This window comes from Burkholderia sp. BCC1644, from assembly GCF_902833225.1.
Classification (GTDB): Bacteria; Pseudomonadota; Gammaproteobacteria; order Burkholderiales; family Burkholderiaceae; genus Burkholderia.
In genome coordinates, this window is the sequence record NZ_CADFEI010000004.1 from 429,541 (window position 1) to 453,436 (window position 23,896).

Annotated in this window: 22 protein-coding genes; 16 read left to right on the forward strand and 6 right to left on the reverse strand. The window is 68.7% G+C overall.

Annotated elements, in window-relative coordinates; all coding sequences use genetic code 11:
- Positions 1 to 5: 5 nt before the first annotated feature.
- From HWX87_RS10715 to HWX87_RS10735, 5 genes are all read left to right on the forward strand, one after another.
- On the forward strand, positions 6 to 941 hold the full coding sequence (locus tag HWX87_RS10715; protein ID WP_176047111.1) for a branched-chain amino acid ABC transporter permease: 936 nt from the start codon (positions 6 to 8) through the stop codon (positions 939 to 941).
- Entirely contained in the window at positions 934 to 2,163 is a 1,230-nt protein-coding gene (locus HWX87_RS10720) for a branched-chain amino acid ABC transporter permease (RefSeq protein WP_176047112.1), read from the forward strand. Before HWX87_RS10715 ends, HWX87_RS10720 begins: the two co-directional genes overlap by 8 nt.
- Positions 2,160 to 2,912, forward strand: a complete 753-nt coding sequence (locus HWX87_RS10725; RefSeq protein WP_176047113.1) for an ABC transporter ATP-binding protein — start codon at positions 2,160 to 2,162, stop codon at positions 2,910 to 2,912. The genes HWX87_RS10720 and HWX87_RS10725 overlap by 4 nt, the downstream gene beginning before the upstream one ends.
- Positions 2,909 to 3,613 carry an ABC transporter ATP-binding protein gene (locus HWX87_RS10730; RefSeq protein WP_176047114.1) on the forward strand — a complete coding sequence of 235 codons (705 nt, stop codon included), beginning with the start codon at positions 2,909 to 2,911 and terminating at the stop codon, positions 3,611 to 3,613. Before HWX87_RS10725 ends, HWX87_RS10730 begins: the two co-directional genes overlap by 4 nt.
- 168 nt (positions 3,614 to 3,781) lie before the next feature.
- Entirely contained in the window at positions 3,782 to 4,528 is a 747-nt protein-coding gene (locus HWX87_RS10735; RefSeq protein WP_176047115.1) for a glucose 1-dehydrogenase, read from the forward strand.
- A gap of 44 nt (positions 4,529 to 4,572) precedes the next feature.
- Here HWX87_RS10735 and HWX87_RS10740 read toward each other — a convergent pair whose 3' ends face one another.
- The 5 genes from HWX87_RS10740 to iolC form a co-directional block, all read right to left on the reverse strand.
- Positions 4,573 to 5,067 carry a heme-degrading domain-containing protein gene (locus HWX87_RS10740; RefSeq protein WP_176047116.1) on the reverse strand — a complete coding sequence of 165 codons (495 nt, stop codon included), beginning with the start codon at positions 5,065 to 5,067 and terminating at the stop codon, positions 4,573 to 4,575.
- Positions 5,068 to 5,167: 100 nt separating this feature from the next.
- The gene (iolB, locus tag HWX87_RS10745; protein WP_176047117.1) at positions 5,168 to 5,986 is read right to left on the reverse strand and encodes a 5-deoxy-glucuronate isomerase; all 819 of its coding nucleotides are present in this window, start codon (positions 5,984 to 5,986) and stop codon (positions 5,168 to 5,170) included.
- Positions 5,987 to 6,022: 36 nt separating this feature from the next.
- The gene (gene iolE, locus HWX87_RS10750) at positions 6,023 to 6,952 is read right to left on the reverse strand and encodes a myo-inosose-2 dehydratase (RefSeq protein WP_176047118.1); all 930 of its coding nucleotides are present in this window, start codon (positions 6,950 to 6,952) and stop codon (positions 6,023 to 6,025) included.
- 62 nt (positions 6,953 to 7,014) lie between these two features.
- Positions 7,015 to 8,898, reverse strand: coding sequence for a 3D-(3,5/4)-trihydroxycyclohexane-1,2-dione acylhydrolase (decyclizing) (iolD, locus tag HWX87_RS10755; RefSeq protein ID WP_176047119.1), 1,884 nt, complete (start codon positions 8,896 to 8,898; stop codon positions 7,015 to 7,017).
- Between the two features lie 46 nt (positions 8,899 to 8,944).
- On the reverse strand, positions 8,945 to 10,903 hold the full coding sequence (gene iolC, locus HWX87_RS10760) for a 5-dehydro-2-deoxygluconokinase (RefSeq protein ID WP_176047120.1): 1,959 nt from the start codon (positions 10,901 to 10,903) through the stop codon (positions 8,945 to 8,947).
- A gap of 306 nt (positions 10,904 to 11,209) precedes the next feature.
- On the opposite strand from iolC, the gene HWX87_RS10765 reads away from it, so the two are divergent.
- From HWX87_RS10765 to HWX87_RS10800, 8 genes are all read left to right on the forward strand, one after another.
- Positions 11,210 to 12,136, forward strand: a complete 927-nt coding sequence (locus HWX87_RS10765; RefSeq protein WP_176047121.1) for a sugar ABC transporter substrate-binding protein — start codon at positions 11,210 to 11,212, stop codon at positions 12,134 to 12,136.
- A 68-nt stretch (positions 12,137 to 12,204) separates the two neighbouring features.
- Entirely contained in the window at positions 12,205 to 13,782 is a 1,578-nt protein-coding gene (locus HWX87_RS10770; protein WP_176047122.1) for a sugar ABC transporter ATP-binding protein, read from the forward strand.
- Between the two features lie 26 nt (positions 13,783 to 13,808).
- A complete protein-coding gene (locus tag HWX87_RS10775) occupies positions 13,809 to 14,834 on the forward strand; it encodes an ABC transporter permease (protein ID WP_176047123.1) in 1,026 nt (341 codons plus the stop codon).
- A 43-nt stretch (positions 14,835 to 14,877) separates the two neighbouring features.
- Positions 14,878 to 15,789, forward strand: coding sequence for a sugar phosphate isomerase/epimerase (locus tag HWX87_RS10780; RefSeq protein ID WP_176047124.1), 912 nt, complete (start codon positions 14,878 to 14,880; stop codon positions 15,787 to 15,789).
- Positions 15,790 to 15,848: 59 nt separating this feature from the next.
- Positions 15,849 to 16,862 carry a Gfo/Idh/MocA family oxidoreductase gene (locus HWX87_RS10785; RefSeq protein ID WP_176047125.1) on the forward strand — a complete coding sequence of 338 codons (1,014 nt, stop codon included), beginning with the start codon at positions 15,849 to 15,851 and terminating at the stop codon, positions 16,860 to 16,862.
- Positions 16,863 to 16,897: 35 nt separating this feature from the next.
- Positions 16,898 to 17,824, forward strand: a complete 927-nt coding sequence (locus HWX87_RS10790) for a TIM barrel protein (RefSeq protein ID WP_176047126.1) — start codon at positions 16,898 to 16,900, stop codon at positions 17,822 to 17,824.
- 31 nt (positions 17,825 to 17,855) lie between these two features.
- On the forward strand, positions 17,856 to 19,028 hold the full coding sequence (locus tag HWX87_RS10795; protein WP_176047127.1) for a Gfo/Idh/MocA family oxidoreductase: 1,173 nt from the start codon (positions 17,856 to 17,858) through the stop codon (positions 19,026 to 19,028).
- A 281-nt stretch (positions 19,029 to 19,309) separates the two neighbouring features.
- A complete protein-coding gene (locus tag HWX87_RS10800; protein ID WP_176047128.1) occupies positions 19,310 to 20,194 on the forward strand; it encodes a MurR/RpiR family transcriptional regulator in 885 nt (294 codons plus the stop codon).
- Between the two features lie 57 nt (positions 20,195 to 20,251).
- Here HWX87_RS10800 and HWX87_RS10805 read toward each other — a convergent pair whose 3' ends face one another.
- On the reverse strand, positions 20,252 to 21,772 hold the full coding sequence (locus HWX87_RS10805) for a CoA-acylating methylmalonate-semialdehyde dehydrogenase (protein WP_176047129.1): 1,521 nt from the start codon (positions 21,770 to 21,772) through the stop codon (positions 20,252 to 20,254).
- Positions 21,773 to 21,885: 113 nt separating this feature from the next.
- On the opposite strand from HWX87_RS10805, the gene HWX87_RS10810 reads away from it, so the two are divergent.
- From HWX87_RS10810 to HWX87_RS10820, 3 genes are all read left to right on the forward strand, one after another.
- The gene (locus HWX87_RS10810) at positions 21,886 to 22,821 is read left to right on the forward strand and encodes a LysR family transcriptional regulator (RefSeq protein ID WP_176047130.1); all 936 of its coding nucleotides are present in this window, start codon (positions 21,886 to 21,888) and stop codon (positions 22,819 to 22,821) included.
- Positions 22,822 to 22,938: 117 nt separating this feature from the next.
- Positions 22,939 to 23,166 (forward strand): sulfurtransferase TusA family protein, encoded by a 228-nt coding sequence (locus HWX87_RS10815; RefSeq protein WP_006402122.1) that lies wholly within the window; start codon positions 22,939 to 22,941, stop codon positions 23,164 to 23,166.
- Between the two features lie 196 nt (positions 23,167 to 23,362).
- Positions 23,363 to 23,797, forward strand: a complete 435-nt coding sequence (locus tag HWX87_RS10820) for a peptidase (protein ID WP_176047131.1) — start codon at positions 23,363 to 23,365, stop codon at positions 23,795 to 23,797.
- Positions 23,798 to 23,896 lie beyond the last annotated feature (99 nt).

Sequence of the window (23,896 nt, forward strand, 5' to 3'; positions counted from 1 at the left end):
TCGCGGTGCACGCGTTCGCGCTCCAGGCCTTCAACGGCCTCAGCTACGGCTTGCTGCTGTTCATGCTGTCGGCCGGCCTCACGCTGATCTTCAGCGTGCAGGGCGTGCTCAACTTCGCCCATGCGAGCTTCTACATGCTCGGCGCGTATGTCGGCTACAGCATCGCGGCCCATGCGGGCTTCTGGCCGGCGCTCGTGCTCGCGCCGCTTGCGGTCGGGCTGCTCGGTGCCGGCTGCGAACGCACGCTGCTGCGCCGCGTGCAGGCGCGCGGCCATACGAGCGAACTGCTGCTGACTTTCGGTCTCGCGTACCTGATCGGCGAGGGCGCGAAACTCGTCTGGGGCCTCGCGCCGCTGCCGGCGCCCGTGCCGCCGCTGTTCGACGGTGCGCCCGTGAGCGTCTTCGGCCTCGCATTGCCGCGCTACCGGCTGTTCATGATGGCGATGTCCGCGACGATGCTGGTCGCGCTCGGCGCGCTGCTGCGCGCGTCGCGCATCGGGCTCGTCGTGCGTGCGGCGCTCACGCATCGCGCGGCGGTCGAGGCGCTCGGCTACGACGTGCCGCGCGTGATGACGGGCCTGTTCGGCGCCGGCACCGCGCTCGCGGCGCTCGCCGGCGTGATCGGCGCGCCGCTCGCGGTGATCGAACCCGCGCTGGCCGAGACCGTCGGGTCGGTCGTGTTCGCGGTCGTCGTGATCGGCGGGCTCGGCTCGCTCGGCGGCGCGTTCGTCGCGTCGCTCGCGGTCGGTTTCTCGCAGACCTTCGCGGCCGCGAGCGACACGTCGCTGCGCGACCTCGCGTCATGGGCCGGCATCGCGCTGCCCGACCGCGTGGCCGCGGTGTCGATCGCGCAACTCGCGCCGCTCGTGCCCTATCTGCTGCTCGTCGCGGTGCTGGTCGCGCGGCCGCGCGGGTTGTTCGGAGAACGTGCCGATGCGTAGCCGCGTGTTCGCCGGATGCGCGCGCTGGGCGCTGTTCGCCGCGTGCTTCGTGCTGCCCGCGTGGCTGTGGCCGCATGGGGCGGTGCTCGGTTATCTCGCGCAGACGGCCGCGCTTGTCGTGCTCGCGCTGTCGTACAACCTGCAGCTCGGCACGACCGGGCTGCTGTCGTTCGGGCATGCGGCATTCGCGGGCCTCGGCGCGTTCGCGGCCGCGCACTGGTTCAACCATATGGGCGGCCCGCTGCCGCTGTTGCCGCTCGTCGGCGGCGTGGCCGGCGCGGGATTCGGATGCGTCGCCGGGTTGCTCGCGACACGCCGTTCCGGCACCGCATTCGCGATGATCACGCTCGGGCTCGGCGAATGCGTCGCGGCCGCCGCGTGGAGCGTGCCGGCGTGGTTCGGCGGTCTCGGCGGCGTGCCGATCGACCGCGCGAGCGGCACGCCGTGGGGCAACTGGCATTTCGGCGCACCGGCACACGCGTACACGGTGATCGCCGCGTGGTGCGTCGTGTCGGCGTGGGCCATGCACGCGCTGACGCGCACGCCGCTCGCGCGGCTCGCGAACGCGGTGCGCGACAACCCGGCGCGCGTCGCCGCGCTCGGCACCGATCCGCGCCGCGTGCGGCTCGCGATGGTCACCTGCGCGTCGTTCTTCGCGGGTATCGCCGGTACGCTGACGCTGATCGACATCGAGATCGCGACGCCCGACAGCGTGTCGATGGCGCGCTCGGCAACCGTGCTGATCGCCGCGGTGATCGGCGGCACCGGCGCGTTCTTCGGGCCGGCGGCCGGCGCCGCGGTGCTGACCGCGCTGAGCATCGGCGTCGCGGGCGTGTCGCGCGCGTGGGCGCTGTACCTCGGCGTGCTGTTCGTCGCGATCGTCGTGGCCGCACCGCGCGGGATCGCGGGCCTTGCGCAGGCGCTCGCGCACGCGATGCGCCGCGATGCGCCGGTGGCCGAGCGGTGGCGGATGCTGTGCGCAATCGGCGCGTGCCTGTTCTGGGGTGTCGCGATCGTCTGCGCGGCCGAACTCGGCTACGCGTGGCGCTTCGCGCAGGACGACGGCTCGGGTCTCGCATTCGGCGCGTGGGGCATCGATGCCGATACGCCGGCCGGCTGGGCCGTCGCGTGCTCGGCGGCCGGCATCGGCACGCTGCTGTGGGGCTGGCGCGCGCGGTTCGTGCAGGGCAGCCAGGCCGGCAAGCGGGAGGACGCGCGATGAACGGCAACGCGATTGCGCTTCATGGCGTCGTGCAGCGCTTCGGGGCGCAGACCGTGCTCGACGGCGTCGAACTGAGTATCGCGGCCGGCGAGCGCCATGCGCTGATCGGGCCGAACGGCGCGGGCAAGTCGACGCTGTTCGGCGTGATCGCCGGTGCGACACGGCCGACGCGCGGGCGGGTCGTGCTGCACGGCGTCGACCTGCGCGGGCGCGGGCCCGTCGTCGCGAGCCGCCTCGGCATCGGCCGCAGTTTCCAGCAGACGAGTGCATTTGCGAGGCTGACCGTATTCGACAACCTGCGCTGCGCGGCGCTGCATGCGCCGGCCGAACGGCGGCGCTGGTGGAACCGGCTGCGCGAATCGGCGTCCGTCGATCTCGCGGCCGAGCGTGTGCTGCACGACATCGGGCTCGATGCGCGGCGCAACACGCTGGCCGCGGAACTGAGCTATGCGGAACAGCGCGCGCTCGATCTCGGGATCGCGCTCGCGAGCGGCGCGCGCACGCTGCTGCTCGACGAGCCGACGGCCGGCATGAGCCGCGCGCAGGCGGCGCGGATGATCGCGCTGATCCGCGCGACGACGCAGGGCCGTACGGTGCTGATGATCGAGCACGACATGGACGCGGTGTTCGGTTTCGCCGAACGCATCACGGTGCTCGTGCGCGGCACGGTGGTCGCGACCGGCGCGCCCGATGCCATCCGTGCCGATCCGCGCGTGCGCGCCGCGTATCTGGGCGAGGGGCGCGCATGAGCGCACTGCTCGACATTCGCGGCCTGCGCGCGTGGTACGGGTTGCAGCCCGTGCTCGACGGCGTCGATCTCACGCTGGCGCCGGGCGAGACGCTCGCGCTGCTCGGCCGCAACGGCTCGGGCCGCTCGACGCTCGCGAAGGCCGTGATGGGGCTCGTGCGCACGACTGGCTCGGTGCGCATCGCCGGCGCCGAATGCGTGGGCGCGCGGACGTTCGAGATCGCGCGGCACGGTGTCGCTTACGTTGCCGAAAGCCGCGACGTGTTCCCGCTGCTGACGGTACGCGACAACCTGCGGCTCGGGCTGCGCGGTGCAGGCGGTGCGGCTGAACGCGCGGCGCTCGACCGCCTGTTCGACCGTTTTCCGCTGCTGGCCGCGCGCGCGGACGTGAAAGCCGGGCGGTTGTCGGGCGGCGAGCAGCAGGTGCTCGCGCTGGTGCGCGCGCTGGCCGGCAGCCCGCGCGTGCTGATCGTCGACGAGCCGGCCGAAGGGCTCGCGCCGCTCGCGGTCGACGAGGTCGGCGCCTGCCTCGCCGCGCTGCAGGCCGACGGCGTCGCGATCCTGCTGATCGAGCAGCGGCTGCAGTTCGCGCCGCGGCTCGCACGGCGCGTCGCGGTGATGGGGCGCGGCCAGATCGTCTTCGACGGCGCGCTCGACGGCCTGGGCGGCGAAGTCGCCAATGCATGGCTGAGCGCCGGCTGACGGCGCGCGATCGATTGTTCGGCAAACTCCGCCAGTCAATTCGTTGCGAGCCGCTTTATCGTCGCTGCGGTGCACAGTAAATTTCCAGTCATGCCGGTTGCCGCAGCAACGCATCCACACGGCAAACGGCGCCAACCATCGAACGTCTTCTGACTGAGGAATGAAATCATGAGCAAGCTGGCAGGCAAGGTAGCGATCGTCACGGGCGCATCGAAGGGCATCGGCGCGGCCATCGCGAAGGCACTGGCCGTCGAGGGCGCGGCGGTCGTCGTCAACTACGCGAGCAGCAAGGCAGGCGCCGACGCGGTCGTGAGCGCGATCGTCGAAGCGGGCGGCCGGGCGGTCGCGGTCGGCGGCGACGTGTCGAAGGCAGCCGACGCGCAGCGCATCGTCGATACGGCGATCGACACGTACGGCCGTCTCGACGTGCTCGTCAACAATTCCGGCGTGTACGAATTCGGGGCGATCGAAGCGATCACCGAGGAGCACTACCGCCGGCAGTTCGACACGAACGTGTTCGGCGTGCTGCTGATGACGCAGGCAGCCGTCAAGCATCTCGGCGAAGGCGCGAGCATCGTCAACATCAGCTCGGTGGTGACCAGCATCACGCCGCCGGCCAGCGCCGTGTACAGCGGCACGAAGGGTGCGGTCGACGCGATCACCGGCGTGCTCGCGCTCGAACTCGGCCCGCGCAAGATCCGCGTGAACGCGATCAACCCCGGCATGATCGTGACCGAAGGCACGCACAGCGCGGGCATCATCGGCTCCGATCTCGACAAGCAGGTGCGCAGCGAGACGCCGCTCGGCCGCCTCGGCGAGCCGGACGACATCGCGTCGGTGGCCGTGTTCCTCGCGTCGGACGATGCCCGCTGGATGACCGGCGAGCACCTCGTCGTGAGCGGCGGGTTGAACTGATCCTGCGGGACGGCGCAATCGGCGCGCATGCGCCGATTGCGTCGTTACGCGAGCATCGCCAGCGCGTTCGCGCCGACGTGCCATTGCAGGCACTCGACGACGAGCGCGTGATTGTCTTCGGAATCGAGTCCCGCGATCGTCATCGCGCCGACGATGCCGGCCCCGGCGATCCGCAACGGCACGCCGCCACCGTCGAGCGCATAGTCGTCGGCGGACAATCCCTGCGACTGCAGCGACCAGCCGGCGCGGCGAAAGCGCGCGCCGACCGCGAGCGAACTCAGGCCGAAACGCAACACGGTGTTCTGCCGGCGGCGGATCGCGTCGCTGTCGTTTGCGCCGCTGCCGTCGAGCGCGCAGTAGAACAGCGGCGCTTGCTCGCCGACGATGCTCACCGCGATCGGCAGCCCGCGCCGCGACGCGAGGTTGACCGCGATTTCCCCCATCCGCCGGGCGACGGCCGCATTGAAGCGCGGCAGCGCCGGATTCGACGCGTCGTCGTCGAAGGCGTGGGGTTCAAGGCGAAAATGGGTCGTCACCATGGCGGCTCCGTGGCGTCGCCGGCTCAGTGTGCGCGTGCCGGGCGTCGCGTCGTCACGGGCCGCGCGCGGGCCCGTCTTCCGTTCAATGCTTCGGCGTTCTTCAGCTTTTCGGCGCCGCGTCGATCATCCACTCGTGCGCGGGATCGTTCTTGAACGCCCACGCGCGGCTCGGCCCGGCCATCACGTTCAGGTAGTACAGGTTGTAGCCGTGCGGCGCGACGACCGGGTGATAGCCGCGCGGCACCATCACGACGTCGTGGTTCTCGACCGCGCACGCTTCGTCGAGGCTGCGGTCGTCCGTGTACACGCGCTGGAACGCGAAGCCCTGCGGCGGATCGATCCGGTGATAGTAGGTTTCCTCGAGCGACGTCTCGTCGGGCGCCGCGTCGCGATCGTGCTTGTGTGGCGGATAGCTGCTCGAGTGGCTCGCCGGCGTGACGACTTCGACGACGAGGAGGCGCTCGGCCGCCGGGTTGTCGCCCATCAGGATGTCGCACACGTAGCGCGTATTGGTGCCTTGCCCGCGCACCGACCGGCGCATCCGTTCGCCGTCGAGACGCCGCACGGGCTTGTCGCCGCTCGCGTACGGCGCGGTGCACAGCGCGATTTCCGCGTCGCGCGTCGCGACCAGCGTGACGGTCTTGCCGCCCGGCACGTACAGCGCGTCCGGCGACAACGCCTCGAACACGCTGTCGCGCTTGCCGAGCGCGTCGTAGGTTGCGCCATCGACTTCGGCACGCACGGTGCCCGTCAGCACGACCACGCACAGCTCGCGCGCGCCGGTGTCGAGCATTTCGGTATCGCCGGCCTTCAGGCGCAGCGCGCGAAAGCCGACATGCTTCCAGCCGGCCGATTCCGGCGTGACGTTGCAGATTTCGCGCTCAGGCGACGCTTTGACCAGCAGGGGAGAAATCGTCATGGGGTGGGGCTCCGCAATAGGGTAGGGCTCAAGCGCTCACGCACTCAACCGGTCGACGATCGTGCGCAGCGACTCGTAGCCCTTCTTCGCATAGGCATAGCTCGGCGCGACGGCCGGATCCTGCTCGGCCTCGACGACGAGCCAGCCTTCGTAGCCGGCGTCCTTCAGCGTGCGCAGCGTCGCGTCGTAATCGAGCGCGCCGTCGCCCGGCACCGTGAACGTGCCGTTGATCACGCCGTTCAGGAAGCTCCAGCCGTCGTTGCGCGCCTGCGTGACGACCTGCGGCCGCACGTCCTTGCAGTGCACGTGCGCGACGCGTGACACGTGCTTCGTCAGCAGCGTCACCGGATCGGCCGCGCCGCCGAAATACGCATGGCCCGTGTCGAACAGCAGGAACACCTTCGCCGGATCGGTCAGCGCCATCAGGCGGTCGACGTCGTCGGGCGACTCGACGTACGCGCCCATGTGGTGATGGTAGGCGAGCTTGATCCCGTAGGTCGCGAGCAGGTGCGCACCGAACGCGTCGAGGCGCGCCGCATAGCGCTGCCAGGCGTCGTCGTCGACGAAGCGCGGCCGTTTCGCGACCGGCGTGTCGATGCTGCCCTGGATCGTGCCCGCGCATTCGCCGTAGACCACGACCTTCACGTCGTTGAACTGCAGCTTTGTCATGTGCGCGCGGCAGCGCTCGATTTCCGCGGCGACCGCATCGGCGTCGCTCATGCCCGGCGCGACTTCCGCGAGGAAGCCCGAATACCAGCCGGACACGCACACGAGGCCGAATTCGGCGAGCTTCGCCTTCAGCTCGGGGCCCGTCTTCGGAAACTTGTTGCCGAGCTCGAAGCCCGCGTAGCCGATTTCGGCGCCTTCCTTCAGTGCCGTTTCGAGCGGCGTCTCGCCGCCGAGCGACGGCAGGTCGTCGTTCATCCACGACAGGGGATTGATGCCGATGCGGACGTTCCAGCTCATGACGGGCTTCCTTGGTTCGGATGTGTTTTTTCGCGGGGCGGGTTCGTGGGCAGCGCGCGCCATCAGCGCCGCTGCCGGGTTTTCGCGTCGAGATACGCGCGGTGCGCGCCTTCGACGCCGGTGCGTTCGGATACCTGCGGCACTGCGACTTCCCACCACGCGCCGCCGTCGTCGGTCGTGCGCTGGTGCGTGGTGTCGATCACGAGCACCTGGCTCGTCTTCGCCGCGCGGGCGCGCGTCATTTCGCGGCGCAGTTCGGCGATGTCGCGCACGTGCACGGCTTCGGCGCCCATCGCACGCGCATGCATCGCGAAGTCGATCGTCGAGCGTTCACCGCCTTCGAGCACGCAATCGTCGAGCATGTTGTTGAAGCTTGCGCCGCCGCAGTTCAGCTGCAGCCGCTCGATGCAGCCGTAGCCGCGGTTGTCGAGGATCACGACGATGATCTTGCGGCCGAGCATCACGGAGGTGGCGAGCTCCGCGTTGAGCATCATGTACGAGCCGTCGCCGACGATCACGATCACTTCGCGTTCGGGGCGCGCGAGCTTCGCGCCGAGGCCGCCCGCCACTTCATAGCCCATGCACGAGTACGCATAGTCCATGTGATAGTTGCCCGGCACGCCGCTGCGCCACAGCTTGTGCAGTTCGGCCGGCAGCGTGCCGGCCGCGCAGACGACGAGGTCGTCGCGCGCGCTGTCGCGTCCCGCGTCGGCCGCGGAGTCGCGCACCGCGCCGATCACTTCCGCGTCGTACGGCAGCGTGTCCGTCGGGATGCGCGTCGTCAGTTCGGTCACGCGTGCATTCCACGCGGCGGCCTGGTCGCGGTTCGCCGCCGCCCAGGCCGGATCGGCGTGCCAGCCGGCCAGCGCGGCCGACAACTGGCCGAGGCCCGTGCGTGCGTCGGCGATCAATTGCCGCCCGCGTTTCTTGCCGGCGTCGAACGGCTGCACGTTCAGGCTCAACAGCGTCGCGTTGCCGAACAGCGCATGCGAGCCGGTCGTGAAATCCTGCAGCCGCGTGCCGACCGCGAACACGACATCGGCCTGCGCGGCCGCGCGGTTCGCGGCGGGCGAGCCCGTCACGCCGATCGATCCGAGGTTCAGCGGGTGATCCCACGCGAGGCTGCCCTTGCCGGCCTGCGATTCGGCGACCGGCACCCCATGCGCGTCGGCGAACGCGCGCAGCGCGTCCCACGCCTGGCTGTACAGCACGCCGCCGCCGGCGACGATCAGCGGCTTCTTCGCGGCCTTCAGCACGTCGAGCGCATCGGCCAGTTCGAGCGCGTCGGCCGGCGGCCGGCGCATCCGGATCACCGGCGGCGCGAAGAAATCCTCGGGCCAGTCGTACGCGAAGGTCTGCACGTCCTGCGGCAGCGCGAGACACACGGGGCCGCACTGCGCGGGGTCGGTCATCACCTGGATCGCGCGCGGCAGCGCGACGAGCAGTTGCTCGGGCGACGTGATGCGGTCGAAGTAGCGCGTCACGGGCCGGAAGCAGTCGTTCGCGCTGACGTCGCCCTGTTCGAAATCCTCGACCTGCTGCAGCACGGGGTCGGGCAGCCGCGACACGAACACGTCGCCGGGCAGCAGCAGCAGCGGCAGCCGGCCGACGTGCGCCAGCGCCGCCGACGTCAGCATGTTGGTCGCGCCGGGGCCGATGCTCGACGTCGCGGCCATCATCCGCTGGCGGAAATTCGCTTTCGCGAACGCGACGGCCGCATTCGCCATCCCTTGCTCGTTGTGCGCGCGGAACGTCGGCAGCCGGTCCTTCTCGGCATGCAGCGCTTCGCCGAGCCCGGCCACGTTGCCGTGGCCGAAGATCGCGAACACGCCGCCGCAGTACGGCAGGATTTCGGTGCGGCCGTCGGGCTGGACGACTTCGGCGCGCAGGGCGGCCAGGTAGCGCACGAGCGCCTGGCTGACGGTCAGTCTCACGGTGGTGGTCATCGTCGGTCGATAGAGAGGAGTCGGGTGGTCGTCACGGGCACATGCATCAGGCTGCTGCGGCGGCGCGCGCGGCGGCACGGCGGCCGAGCCACGCGTCGACCAGTTGCGTGAAGTTGCCGGCGACTTCGTCGATCAGCGCCTGGTCGTCGATGCGGCCGGCGAACCAGTTCAGCGATGCATCGGCCCACAGCGTGCGCCCGACCATGAAGCCCTTGACGATCGGGTTGGTCGCCGAGCGGAAGCTGTCGACGAGGTATTGCAGCGGCTGGTTCAGGCCGAGGATCACCGCGCCGCGGCAGTGCGGGTCGCGCTCGGCGATCAGCGCGGCGAGCCGCGTCCAGCCGTCCGCGCTCAGCGGCGTGAGCTTCCACCATTCGGGTTTCACACCGAGGTTGTAGAAGCGCGCGACCGTGCGCAGCACTGCATCGTCCTCGGTGCCGGCCGGCGTGACCGCGCGCGGCGGAATCATTTCGAGCAGCAGCTCGTTGCCGCTGGCCCGCGTGGCTTCCCACAGTTCCAGTACACGCTGCTCCTGCTCGACGCGCAGGTCGACGTCGTCGTCGGGGTGGTAGTGAACGAGGCATTTCACGACCTGTTCGGTCGGCCAGTGCGTGAGCGACGAGCCGACCGAGCGCGTTTCGTCGAAACGCAGCGGCCGCGAGCCCGGCAGCTCGACCGGGCGGCCGACCCACCAGCCGCGCCCGGTGGCCGACGCGAGCGCGTCGCTGCCGTAGGCGCCGCCGTCGATCAGCACGCCGACGTGGCCTTCGATATGACGATCGCGCTCGACCTGTTCGACCGCGCGCACGAGCAGGCGCTTGAGCGTCTTGATCCGCGCTTCGTCCGCGCCGGCCTGCACCGCGAGTTCGTAGAACTGGCTGCGGTGGTCGAACGCCATCACGCACAGGTCGTCCCAGTCGCGGCGCGGCACCGTCACGCGGTGCAGGTGCGCGAGCGTGCGGTCGGCGTCGACCGCCGGATTGCGGCTGCCGTCGAACCAGTGCGCGAGTTCGGCCGGCGTCGGCATCGCGGCCGAGCACGCGTGGCGCGACACGACGATCGCGCCGCACGCGTTCGCGATGCGCGTCGCTTCGGCCCAGTCGCTCCCGCGCAGCAGCCCCGACAGCAGGCCCGACAGGAATGCGTCGCCCGCGCCGAGCACGTTGAGCACCTCGACGCGTTCGCCGAGGAAGTTCGGCGCGGCGTCGATGCTGGCCGGAAGGTCGCCTTCGATCACGCAGCAGCCGAGCGCGCCGCGCTTGACGACCAGCGTTGCGTTCGTGATCTTGCGTACCGCCTGCAACGATCCGGTCAGGTCGTGCGGCACGCCGCCCGCGATCAGGAATTCCTCTTCGGTGCCGACCAGCAGGTCGAATTCACCGAGCGCCTGCTGCAGCTGCCGCGTCACCTGCGCGTCCGGCACGTAGCGGTTCTCGCCCGCGCCGCGCGCGGTCAGCCCCCACAGCACGGGGCGGTAGTCGATGTCGAGGATCCGCACGACGCCGTGGCGGCGCGCATAGCCGAGCGCGGTCAGCGACGCCTCGCGTGTGCCCGGTGTCGAAAGATGCGTGCCGGTGATCGCGAGCGCCCGGCAGCCGGCGATGAAGTCCTCGCGGATCTCGTCGGCGCGCACGGCCATGTCCGCGCAGTTCTCGCGCACGAACAGCAGCGGGAACGTGTCTCGATCCTTCAGCCCGAGCAGCACCAGCGCGGTGAGGCGCTCGCTGTCGGTCTGCAGCTGGCTCGTGTCGCAGCCTTCGCGTTCGAGCGTCTCGCGCAGGAAGCGGCCCATCTGCTCGTCGCCGACGCGCGAAATCATCGCGGTCTTCAGCCCGAGCCGCGCGACGCCGAACGCGACGTTGCCCGACGAGCCGCCGAGATACATCTGGAAGCTGCGCGCGTCTTCGAGGCGGCTGCCGTACTGCTGCGCATAGAGATCCACGGCCACGCGGCCGAGGCAGGCGAGATCGATGGGGCGGTCACTCGGAAAGTTCAGCTGGCTCATATCACGTGTCACGCTCGCGGCCGGCGGTCGGCGTTGCCGGCAGATTAGGGGACCGATCCTTTGGACGCACGCCGCGGCGTGCGCTGCACGACGCGAGACTGCCTGCCGCAGGGAATCGGGCTACGGACGCAGTCTAGACTTTTTGGAAATCCAGTTCCCTAGGTGAAATCACGTAGAAATAAATTTCCAAATCGTAGAGGAACTGATCTACAGTTTCATCCGGATGCTTCAGTCCGTATCGGACTCGGCCCGGCGGCGCGCAACGCGCCGTCTTCCGCCCCCCGGAGATGAGGAGACAGATTGATCATGAAGACCAAGCTGATGGCCGTCGCGGCCGCCGCGATCCTGGCTGCGCCGCTCGCGCATGCCGAGAAGATCGGCGTGACGATGGCGTCGTTCGACGACACGTTCCTGACCATCCTGCGCAACAGCATCACCGACGCAGCGAAGAAGGACGGTGCGACGGTGCAGATCGAGGACGGCGGCAACGACGTCGGCAAGCAGTTGAGCCAGGTCCAGAACATGATCGCGCAGAAGGTCGACGCGATCATCGTGAACGCGGTCGATACCGACGCGACGCCGAAGATCACGAAGATGGTGACGGCCGCCAGGATCCCGCTCGTCTACGTGAACCGCAAGCCGGTCGATTTCGACAAGCTGCCGGCCGGCGTCGCGGTCGTCGCGTCCGACGAAAAGCAGTCGGGCACGCTGCAGGCGCGCCAGGTGTGCAAGCTGCTCGGCGGCAAGGGCGACCTCCTCGTGCTGATGGGCGAGCTGTCCAACGAATCGGCGCGCGCCCGCACCAAGGACATCGAGGACGTGATCGCGACGAAGGACTGCTCGGGCATGAAGATCGTCGACAAGCGCGAAGGCAAGTGGAGCCGCACGCAGGGCCAGGACATCACGATGAACTGGCTGAGCTCTGGGACGAAGTTCGACGCGATCATCTCCAACAACGACGAGATGGCGATCGGCGCGATCAACGCGCTGAAGGCCGCCCGCAAGTTGACGCCGAAAACCGTCGTCGCGGGTATCGACGCGACGCCGGACGGTCTCGCGGCGATGAAGGCCGGCGAGCTGAAGGTGTCGGTCTACCAGAATGCGGTCGGGCAGGGTGCGCAGTCGGTGGCCGCCGCGCTGAAGCTCGCGAAGAAGCAGCCGGTCGACCGCTACGTGAACGTGCCGTTCGAGCTCGTGACGCCCGAGAACATGAACCAGTACGCCAAGCACTGACCGGCGGTCCGTTGAACTGCGCGGGCCCGGCAGCGCCGGGTTCGCGCGCGCTTTGTCGAGGAACGTCCATGTTTACAGCCAGGGTCGCGCGCCCGATGGCCGGCGGCGACGCACCGGCCGCTTCATCCGGCGGATCGTCCGCCGCGCCGGCTTCTCCCGCCGCCGACTGCGTGCTCGAGGTGCGCGGCGTCGGCAAGTCCTTTCCCGGCGTCGTCGCGCTCGACGGCGTGCAGTTCCGCGTGCGCCGCGGCACCGTTCATGCGCTGATGGGCGAGAACGGCGCCGGCAAGTCGACGCTGATGAAGATCATCGCGGGCGTCTACACGCCCGACCAGGGCGAAATCCTGATCAACGGCGAACCGGTCGTGCTGAACGGTCCGCTCGATGCGCTCGACCGCGGCATCGCGATGATCCACCAGGAACTCAACCTGATGCCGTACATGACGGTCGCGGAGAACATCTGGATCCGCCGCGAACCGAAGAACCGCTTCGGCCTGATCGATCACGCGGCGCTGCGCCGCCAGACGGCCGCGCTGTTCGAGCGGCTGTCGATCGACATCGATCCGGAAACCGATGTGCGCACGCTGACGGTCGCGAGCCGCCAGATGGTCGAGATCGCGAAGGCCGTGTCGTTCGACTCCGACGTGCTGATCATGGACGAGCCGACCTCCGCGCTGACCGACAAGGAAGTCACGCACCTGTTCCGGATCATTCGCCAGCTGCGCGAGCAGGGCAAGGGCATCGTCTACATCACGCACAAGATGAACGAGCTGTTCGAGATCGCCGACGAGTTCTCGGTGTTTCGCGACGGCAAGTACATCGGCACGCATGCATCGAGCGACGTCACGCGCGACGACATCATCCGCATGATGGTCGGGCGCGAGATCACGCAGATGTTTCCGAAGGAAGAGGTGCCGATCGGCGACGTCGTGCTGTCGGTGAAGAACCTCGGCGTCGACGGCGTGTTCCGCGACGTGAGTTTCGAGCTGCGCGCCGGAGAAATCCTCGGTGTCGCGGGCCTCGTCGGCTCGGGGCGCTCGAACGTCGCGGAGGCGCTGTTCGGCGTCGTGCCGGCCACGTCGGGCGAGATCCGCATCGACGGCAAGCCGGTGCGGATCGCGACGCCGGCGCAGGCGATGAAGCACGGGATGGCCTTCCTCACCGAGGATCGCAAGGACACCGGCTGCTTCCTGAATCTCGACCTGCTCGCGAACATGGAAGCGGCGGTGCTCCGCAACCGCTACGTGAAGTTCAACTTCGTGCAGCAGGCGCAGCTCAAACGCGACTGCGAGGAAATGAGCCGGACGCTGCGCGTGAAGTCGCCGGGGCTGCACGAGGAAATCCAGAACCTGTCGGGCGGCAACCAGCAGAAGGTGCTGATCGGCCGGTGGCTCCTCACGCAGCCGCGCATCCTGATCCTCGACGAACCGACGCGCGGCATCGACGTCGGCGCGAAGGCCGAGATTCACCGGCTCGTCAGCGCGCTGGCCGGCAAGGGCGTCGCGGTGCTGATGATCTCGTCGGAAATGCCGGAAGTGCTGGGGATGAGCGATCGCGTGATGGTGATGCACGAAGGGCGCATGACCGGCATCGTCGATCGCAAGGACGCCGACCAGGTCCGCATCATGGATCTCGCGTCGCGCTGAGCCGAACCAAGATTGGAGACAAACAAATGGGCAACCTGAACCCGGCTGCGGATGCGCAGACCATGACCCTCAAGTCGCGGCACACGAAGTGGCCGCCCGAGCTGAGCATCTTCCTCGTGCTGGTCGGCATCAGCCTGTTCTTCGAGATCGTCGGCTGGATCGTCGTCGGCCAGAGCTTCCTGTTCAATGCCGAGCGGCTCGAGATCATCGTGCTGCAGATGGCCGTGATCGGCATCATCGCGGTGGGCGTGAACCTCGTGATCATCACCAGCGGGATCGACCTGTCGTCGGGGTCGGTCGTCGCGGCCGCGGCCGTCGTATCGGCGAGTCTCGCGCAGGTGTCGGACTTCCCGCGCGCGGTGTTTCCGCACCTGACCGACCTGCCGATCATCTGGCCCGTGCTGGCCGGCGTGTGCGTCGGGCTGCTGGTCGGCCTGCTGAACGGCACGCTGATCGCAATGACGGGCATCCCGCCGTTCATCGCGACGCTCGGCACGATGGTCGCCGCGCGCGGCTTCGCGAAGTGGTTCACCAACGGGATGCCGGTGTCGATGCTGACCGACCCGTTCGCGGCCATCGGCGCGGGCGCGAATCCGGTGATCATCTTCCTCGTGATCGCCGCGATCTTCCACGTCGTGCTGCGCTACACCCGCTTCGGCAAGTACACCTATGCGATCGGTGCGAACCGCCACGCGGCCGTCGTGTCGGGCATCAACGTCACGCGCCACCTGATCTTCGTCTATGCGATCGCTGGGCTGCTGAGCGGGATCGCAGGCACCGTGACGGCCGCGCGTGCGATCTCCGGCCAGTCGGGCATGGGCGTGATGTACGAGCTCGATGCGATCGCGGCCGTCGTGATCGGCGGCACGTCGCTGTCGGGCGGCCTCGGCCGCGTGACGGGCACCGTGATCGGCGTGCTGATCCTCGGCGTGATGACGTCGGGCTTCACGTTCATCCGCATCGACGCGTACTACCAGGAGATGGTGAAGGGCGCGATCATCGTCGCGGCCGTGATCGCCGACCAGTACCGCAACAAGAAGACGCGTCGCTGAACGCCCGCGTCGTGCCGGTAACCGCATTCGCGAAGGAAGCCTGATGAAGATCGCGCTGGACCCCTACATGATTCGCCACCTGCCGCTCGACCGGCTGCCGCACGCGGTGGCGGAACTCGGCTACGACCAGATCGAGCTGTCGCCGCGCAGCGATTTTCTCGACTGGTGGGTGATGCCGCGCGCGACGCGCGAGCGCATGGCCGCATTCCGGCAGGCGATGCGCGCGAGCGGCGTCGGTCTCGCGTCGCTGCAGCCGATGTACCGCTGGGCGAGCCCGTTCGAGGACGAGCGTCAATGGGCCGTGCGTTGCTGGAAGAAGGCGATCGAGGTGGCGCTCGAGATGGAGTGCGCGCTGATGGTATCGGAGTTCGGGCGCGGCGCGTCGCCCGAGCGTTCGGTCGGCGAGCGGCCGGGCGCGAACCCGAAGGAGCTGTGCGAGGCCGCGTGGTTCCGGTCGATGGACGAGCTGCTGCCGATCCTCGAGCGCGAACGCATCGTGCTGTCGGTCGAGCCGCATCCGGAGGACTGGATCGAGCAGCTGCAGCCGGCGATCGACATCGTCACGAACGTCGCTTCGCCGTCGCTGAAGCTGTCGTATATCGCGCCGCACACGTTCTACTACGGCGACGACATGGCCGCGATGATCGCGCAGGCCGCGCCGATCCTCGCGCACGTGCGCGTGGCCGACACCTTCGACCACCGCAAGAGCAGCCAGCTGCGCTACATCGTGAACCCGCCCGGCTCCGCCCAGATCCGCGTGCACCAGCATCTCGACATCGGGCAGGGCGAGATCGACTGGGACATGTTTTTCCGTGCGCTCGTCGCGGCAGGCTTCGACGGTGTGATGTCGTCGTGCGTGTTCGCGTGGGAGGACCGTGCGGAAGCGTCGTCGCGCTACATGCGCGAGACGATCCAGCGCTACGTCGATCGTCATTTCGATCGCACCGCGCGCTGACCGAATGCTGACCGGCGCGGCACGGGCCGCGCCGCTGATGAACGACTGGAGACTTGTAGATGACCTTGCAAATCGGCGTGATCGGCTGCGGCGCGATCGGCCAGGACCATATCCGCAGACTGACCCGCACGCTGTCCGGCGCACGCGTCGTGGCCGTCAACGACATCGATCCGCAGCAGGCGCGTGACGCGGTGACGAAATACGGGCTCGACGCGGAAATCTACGCCGACGGCCATGAAGTGGTCGCGGCCGCCGACGTGCAGGCCGTGCTCGTCACGTCGTGGGGGCCGACGCACGAAGCGTTCGTGCTCGACGCGATCGCGCACGGCAAACCCGTGTTCTGCGAGAAGCCGCTCGCGGTGACGGCCGACGGCTGCATGCGGATCGTCGAAGCGGAAGTCGCGCACGGCAAGCGGCTCGTGCAGGTCGGCTTCATGCGGCCGTACGACGAGGGTTATCGCGCGCTGAAGCGCGTGATCGACAGCGGCGAGATCGGCGCGCCGCTGATGCTGCATTGCGCGCACCGCAACCAGTCGGTCGGCGAGCGCTACACGACCGACATGGCGATCACCGATACGCTGATCCACGAACTCGACGTGCTGCGCTGGCTGCTCGGCGAGGACTACACGAGCACGCAGGTCGTCTATCCGAAGAAGACGCGCCACGCATCCACGCATCTCGCCGATCCGCAGATCGTGCTGCTGGAAACCGCGAGCGGCGTGCGCATCGACGTCGAGATCTTCGTGAACTGCCAGTACGGCTATGACATCCAGTGCGAGGTCGTCGGCGAGCAGGGCATCGCGAAGCTGCCCGATCCGCCGGCCGTCGGGCTCAAGCATGCGGCGCGCCAGTCGGTCGAGATCATGACCGACTGGAAGGAGCGTTTCATCGCATCGTACGACGTCGAGCTGCAGGCGTTCATCGACGGCGTGCGGCAGGGTGCGCTGACCGGGCCGTCCGCGTGGGACGGCTACGCGGCGGCGGTCGCGGCCGACGCCTGCGTGAAGGCGCAGAAGAGCGGCGCGGTCGAGCCGATTGCGATGGCCGACCGTCCCGCGTTCTATCGCGGCTGATCCATGGCCACGCGCCGCTTGCCGGACTGACCGACATGACGATGAAGATTGGTTGCGCCCCGTGCTGCTGGGGCGTCGACGACGTGAACAACCCGCACCTGCCGCCGTGGCGGCACGTGCTTGCCGAGGCCGCGCAGGCCGGCTACTCGGGCATCGAGCTCGGGCCGTACGGCTACATCCCGCTCGAACTCGACGTGGTGAGCGCGGAACTCGAGCGGCAGCGCCTGAGCATCACCGCCGGCACGATCTTCGACGATCTCGTATCGCCGGAGAACCTGCCGAACCTGCTGCGCCAGACGCGCGACATCTGCGCGCTGATCACGCGGCTGCCGAAGCTGCCGACGCAGCCCGGCCAGCGCTACGCGGCGCCGTACCTGGTCGTGATGGACTGGGGGCACGAGGAGCGCGACTACGCGGCCGGCCATGCCGATCGCGCGCCGCGGCTGTCCGATGAATGCTGGGCCCGGATGGTCGATCACATCCGGCAGATCGCGACGATCGCACGCGACGAATTCGGCGTGCGCGCGGTGATCCATCCGCATGCGGGCGGCTACGTCGAGTTCGCGGACGAGATCGACCGGATCGTTGCCGATATGCCGGCCGACACGGCCGGCCTCTGTCTCGACACCGGCCACCTGCATTACTCGGGCATGGACCCGGAAACCTGGCTGCGCCGCCATGCGGCGCGTCTCGACTACGTGCACTTCAAGGATATCGACGCAGCTGTGTACGACGCGGTGATGGGCGAGCACATCGCGTTCTTCGCCGCCTGCGCGCGCGGCGTGATGTGCCCGATCGGCACCGGCGTGCTCGACTACCGGTCGATCCGCCACGCGCTCGACGACATCGGCTACGCCGGGTACATCACGATCGAACAGGAGCGCGACCCGCGCAATGCCGGCACGAGCCTGCGCGACGTTGCCGCGAGCCGCGCGTTTCTCGCGTCGGCCGGCTTTGCATGACCCCCGAACCCGCACCAGGAACACCATCATCATGATTGACGGACAGATTCTGCTTGGACATTCGATTCGCTGGGGCATGGTCGGCGGCGGGCTCGGCAGCCAGATCGGCTACAGCCATCGGTCGGCCGCGATGCGCGACGGCAGCTTCCAGCTCGTCGCCGGCGCATTCGACATCGATCCCGAACGCGGCCGCCAGTTCGGCGTGAAGCTCGGCGTCGCGGCCGAGCGCTGCTATCCCGACTACTCGACGATGTTCGACGCCGAGGCGCGCCGCCCGGACGGGATCCGCGCGGTGTCGATCGCGACGCCGAACAACACGCACTTCGAGATCTGCCGCGCCGCGTTGAGCGCGGGGCTGCACGTAATCTGCGAGAAGCCGCTGTGCTTCACGACCGAGGAGGCCGAGGCGCTGCAGCGCCTGTCGGTCGAGAAGAACCGGATCGTCGGCGTCGCGTACGGCTATTCCGGACACCAGATGATCGAGCAGGCGCGCGAGATGATCGCGCGCGGCGATCTCGGCGAGATCCGCATCGTGCAGATGCAGTTCGCGCACGGCTTCCACAGCGAGGGCGTCGAGGCCGCGAGCGCGGCCGCGCGCTGGCGCGTCGACCCGAAATTCGCGGGCCCGAGCTACGTGCTCGGCGACATCGGCACGCATCCGCTGTACCTCTCCGAGGTGATGGTGCCCGAGCTGAAGATCAAGCGGCTGATGTGTTCGCGGCAGAGCTTCGTGAAGAGCCGCGCACCGCTCGAGGACAACGCGTTCACGATCATGGAATACGACACCGGTGCGGTCGGCTATGTGTGGTCGAGCGCGGTGAACGCCGGCTCGATGCACAGCCAGAAGGTGCGCGTGATCGGCTCGAAGGCGAGCATCGAATGGTGGGACGAGCATCCGAACCAGTTGCGCTACGAAGTGCAGGGGCAGCCGGCACAGGTGCTCGATCGCGGGATGGGCTACCTGCATCCGCAGGCGCTGCGCGAGGACCGCATCGGCGCCGGGCATCCGGAAGGGTTGTTCGAGGCCTGGTCGAATCTCTACGCGCGCTTCGCGCTCGCGATGGACGCGGCCGATCGCGGCGACGCCGGCGCATTGAAGCAGATCCGTTATCCGGACGTTCACGCGGGCGTCGAGGGCGTGCGCTGGGTGGAGAACTGCGTGCGCTCTGCCGACGCGGGCAGCGTCTGGGTCGACTATCGCTGAGCAGGGCAGGCCGGCTGCGCGCGGAACGTCATGTTGCGCACCGACAGCCGGCCTCGGTACACGCCCTAATCTTTACGACGCCGCGAGAGCGTTGGACAATCGCTTCCAGTCTTGCCGTGGAGCGAGTGCAAGTGATGATCGAGCGCGTGGGAGCGAGCGTGCGGCGCGGGCCGTGCCGCAAACGTGATTAAATTCGCCCTTCATGCATGTATCCAGGTGAGTCCCGGGCCGCGTCCGCCAGCACCGCGCGCGCATCGGGGCCGTCAACTTCGCGCTATCCGATGAGTTCATCCGAGAAACCTCCCGCCACCGTCGAGCAGTTCCTGCAGCATCTGACGCAGGAATACGACGGCCTCAGCAATCGCCTGAAGGTGATCGCGCGCCACGTGGAAACGCATCGGGACCAGCTTGGCCTGGAAGGCATCCAGTCGCTCGCGGAGGCATGCGGCGTCCAGCCGTCGGCCGTCGTGCGCTTTGCGAAGCACTTCGGCTTCTCCGGTTTCTCCGAGATGCAGCGGCTGTTCCGCGAAGGGCTCGCGCAGCAGATCGCGCCGGGGCGTGCATACAATTTGCGGCTGCGCGACGTGATCGAAGCGGGCTCGTCGAGCCTGCAGCCCGAACAGATCGCCGACGAGTTCATCAAGGGCAGCATTGCCGGCATGCAGCAGCTGCGGCAGACGCTCGATTCGCAGGCGCTCGCGCAGGCCGTCGACCTGCTCGCCGACACGCAGGCGATCTGGATCGCCGGCTCGCGGCGCGCGTTTCCGATCGCCGTGTATCTCGACTATGCGCTGCAGCACACCGACAAGCGCATCGGGCTGTTCAGCGCGCTCGGCAGCATGCATCTCGGGCAGATCCGCTCGGTGCGCGAAGGCGACGTGATGATCGTGATCTCGTTCATGCCGTATGCGGAGGAAACCGTGCAGGTCGCGCAGCAGGCCGTGCAGCGCGGCGCGCGCGTGATCGCGATCACCGACAGCCGGATGAGCCCGCTTGCGCGGGAGGCCGAGGTGACGCTGATGGTGCAGGACAGCGAGACGTTCGGTTTTCGCGCGCTGACGGCCACGATGGGCCTCGCGCAGAGCCTGTTCGTCGCGCTCGCGTACCGGCTCGAGCTGTCGTACCTGCCGACCGCCGACGGCGCGCACGGCACGAAGGCCGGTTGACGTATTCCGCCGGCATGCCGCCCGCGACCTCGATCGGCGGGCGGCACGCCGGTTGGCTTACTTCGCGGTCGGCATCGCGAATTCGGCGCCCTTGCCGATGCTCGACGACCAGCGCTGCATCACCGACTTCTGGCGCGTGTAGAAGCGCACGCCTTCCTCGCCGTACGCGTGCATGTCGCCGAACAGGCTCTTCTTCCAGCCGCCGAAGCCGTGCCATGCCATCGGCACCGGGATCGGCACGTTGATGCCGACCATGCCGACCTGGATGCGCCGCGCGAATTCGCGCGCGATGCCGCCGTCGCTCGTGAAACACGACACGCCGTTGCCGAACTCGTGTGCGTTGATCAGGTCGACCGCTTCGCCGAAATCCTTCACGCGCACGCAGCCGAGCACGGGCCCGAAGATTTCTTCCTGGTAGATCCGCATGTCGGGCGTCACGTGATCGAACAGCGTGCCGCCCGTGAAGAAGCCAGCCTCGCGGTCCGGTACGCGCAGCCCGCGGCCGTCGACCACCAGTTGTGCGCCTTCGTTCACGCCTTGCTCGATATAGCCTTCGATGCGCTTCAGCGCTTCGCCGGTGACGATCGGGCCCATCTCGACTTCCGGCGACATCCCGTCGCCGATCACCAGCTTGCGGGCGCGCTCGGCCACCAGCGGCACGATCTGGTCCGCGACGTCGCCGACCAGCACCGCGACGCTGATCGCCATGCAGCGCTCGCCGGCCGAGCCGTACGCGGCGCCGATCAGCGCGTCGACGGCCTGCTCGAGGTTCGCATCGGGCATCACGACCAGATGGTTCTTCGCGCCGCCGAGCGCCTGCACGCGCTTGCCGGACTGCACCGCGCGCTGCTGCACGTAGGCCGCGATCGGCGTCGAGCCGACGAAGCTGACGGCCTGCACGTCGGGGTGGTCGAGCAGCGCGTCGACCGCGCCCTTGTCGCCCTGCACGACGTTGAACACGCCGGCCGGCAGCCCGGCCTGCGTGAGCAGGTCGGCGATGAACAGCGCGGCCGACGGGTCGCGCTCGCTCGGCTTCAGCACGAACGTATTGCCCGTCGCGATCGCGACCGGGAACATCCAGCACGGCACCATGCACGGGAAGTTGAACGGCGTGATGCCCGCGACGACGCCGAGCGGCTGGCGCATCGTCCAGTTGTCGATGCCGGTGCTGACCTGGTCGGTGAAATCGCCCTTCAGGAGCTGCGGCACGCCGCATGCGAATTCGATGATGTCGATGCCGCGCGCGACTTCGCCTTGCGCGTCGGAGAACACCTTGCCGTGCTCGGCCGTGATGATCGCCGCGAGCGTGTCGCGGTGTTCGTTCATCAGCTGCAGGAAGCGGTGCAGCACGCGCGCGCGGCGGATCGGCGGCGTCGCGGCCCAGGCCGGGAACGCGGCGTGGGCGGAGGCGACGGCCTGCTGCACTTCGCTGTCGTCGGCGAGCGCGACGCGGCGCACCGCGCGGCCGAGCGCCGGATTGAGGACGTCCTGGAAGCGGCCGCTGCGGCCGGCAACGGGCGCGCCGTCGACATAGTGGCCGACGTCGGCGTCGGACGTGTAAGCGGGAACCGGATTCATCGTGTCTCCTGGGGATGAGGTGAGGGTGGACAGGGGCTAGTCTATGCACACCGGCAAAGCGGGAGAAGACCGCGAAACTTGATTCACTGTTCAGAATTCTGAATAATCGATGGATGAATCAGCAAAATGTCCAGGCGCTCTGGCCGCATATCCATTCGCTGACGGTGCTGGCCGCGGCCGGCAGTTTCACGGCTGCCGCGCAGCGGCTCGGCATCAGCAAGGCCGCGATGAGCCAGCGCATCGCCGATCTCGAAAAGGCGGCCGGCGTGCCGCTCGTGCGCCGCACGACGCGCAGCGTGCGGCTCACCGATGCGGGCCAGACGCTCGTCGACAGCACGCGCGACGCGTTCGAGTCGATCGGGCAGCACTTCGCGCGCGTGAAGGATCTGGCCGGCGAGCCGCGCGGGCTGCTGCGCCTGACGGCGCCGGTCGCGCTCGGGCGTCAGCAGGTCGTGCCGCACCTGCCCGATTTCCTGCGGCAGCACCCGGGCGTGCAGATCGAGCTGGACCTGTCCGACCGGCTGCATTCGCTGACGCAGGAGGGTTTCGACCTCGCGATTCGTCATACGACTACCGCGCCGCAGACCCACGTCGCATGGAAGCTGTGCGACACGCGCTCGCTGCTGGTCGCGAGCCGCGACTACCTCGACGCACGCGGCGCGCCGCGCCATCCGAATGAACTCGTCGATCACAGCTGCCTGTGCTACCTGCGCGACAACGAGCCGGCCGCATGGAGCTTCGAGCCGCACGGCCGGCGGCGCGAGCGCGTGAGCGTGCCCGTGCGCGGCAGTTTCGCGGCGAACAACAGCGAGGCGATGCGCGAGGCCGCGCTCGGCGGGCTCGGCATCGCGCTGCTGCCGGATTTCAGCGCGCGGCGCGATCTCGACGCCGGCCGGCTCGTCGCATTGCTCGACGGCTGGCGGCCGTCGGGCGCGTTCGGCGACCACATATTCGCGATTCGCCCGTACAGCCCGGTCGTGCCGAGCGCGGTGCGCGCGCTCGTGCGGCACCTGCGCGAGCGGCTCGCGGGCGGCTTCTCCGACGCGTGAGCCCGGCACCCGCGCGCACCGCGCCACGGACTGCCCGGGCAGCGGCGGCGGCGCTGCGGTAAAATCGCAGCTTCCTCCCGCGCCGCATGTGGCGCGTCATTCGAAGGTCGAAAGCCGATGCAGATTCACAAGGAAGTGGATGCGCGCGGGCTCAATTGCCCGTTGCCGATCCTGCGTGCCAAGAAAGCGCTCGCCGATATGGAAAGCGGGCAGATCCTCAAGGTGCTTGCGACCGATCCGGGTTCGCAGCGCGATTTCGCCGCGTTCGCGAAGCAGACGGGTAACGAGATTGTCGAATCGACGACGCAGGACAAAACCTTCGTGTTCCTGATGCGCCGCCGCTGACGGCCCGCATCGCCTGCCGCGTCGCGCTGCGCGCCGGCCGGGCCTCTCTGACAATTCTTAAACCTCACTGCGTGACGGGCTGCGTATACTGACCCGGCCGGTCGTCCGCTCCCAGCGGACGCGCCGGCCACGGTACGTCGCAAGGCGGGCACGGGGGCCATGCCTGACGCTACCGTCGTAACAACGGGGAGAGGACATGTCCTTCAGACCAAGGACCCTTCGAAGTCCGTCCGGAGCGGAATGCATTGCGCCCGCGCGCGCGTCGGAATTGAGCCGGATCGAGCTCGATCCGCAACAGGATCGCCATGCGCGTGCCGCGCTGGAGGCCTACGCGGATTCGGCCGCGGCCGAGATGCCGTGGCTGGCCGAGTGGCTTGACGAACGGCTGCGCGATGCCGCGCAGGACGACGGCTCGGGCCCGACCTACTGCGGTGCGACGATCGAGCGTGTGTTCGATCTGGCGCAGGCATGGGCGGCGGGCCAGCCCGACTACGCGGCGACTGCGTGGGAGCGCGTGCGTGGCCAGCTGCAGCGGATGCTTGTTCGACCGGCGCTGTCGGAGCTGCCGTCGCCACGCGCGCCGGCCGACGATTTTGCCGAGCCGGTGGCCGGCATCGCGGGCGCCGATTAGGCGTCCGATTGCGCGGCAAGAAGGATTATTCGAAGAAAGGACGCTAGTCCGCGCAATTTCTTGGCGAATTTCATACTACTATGATGAAATCGCCGGTTC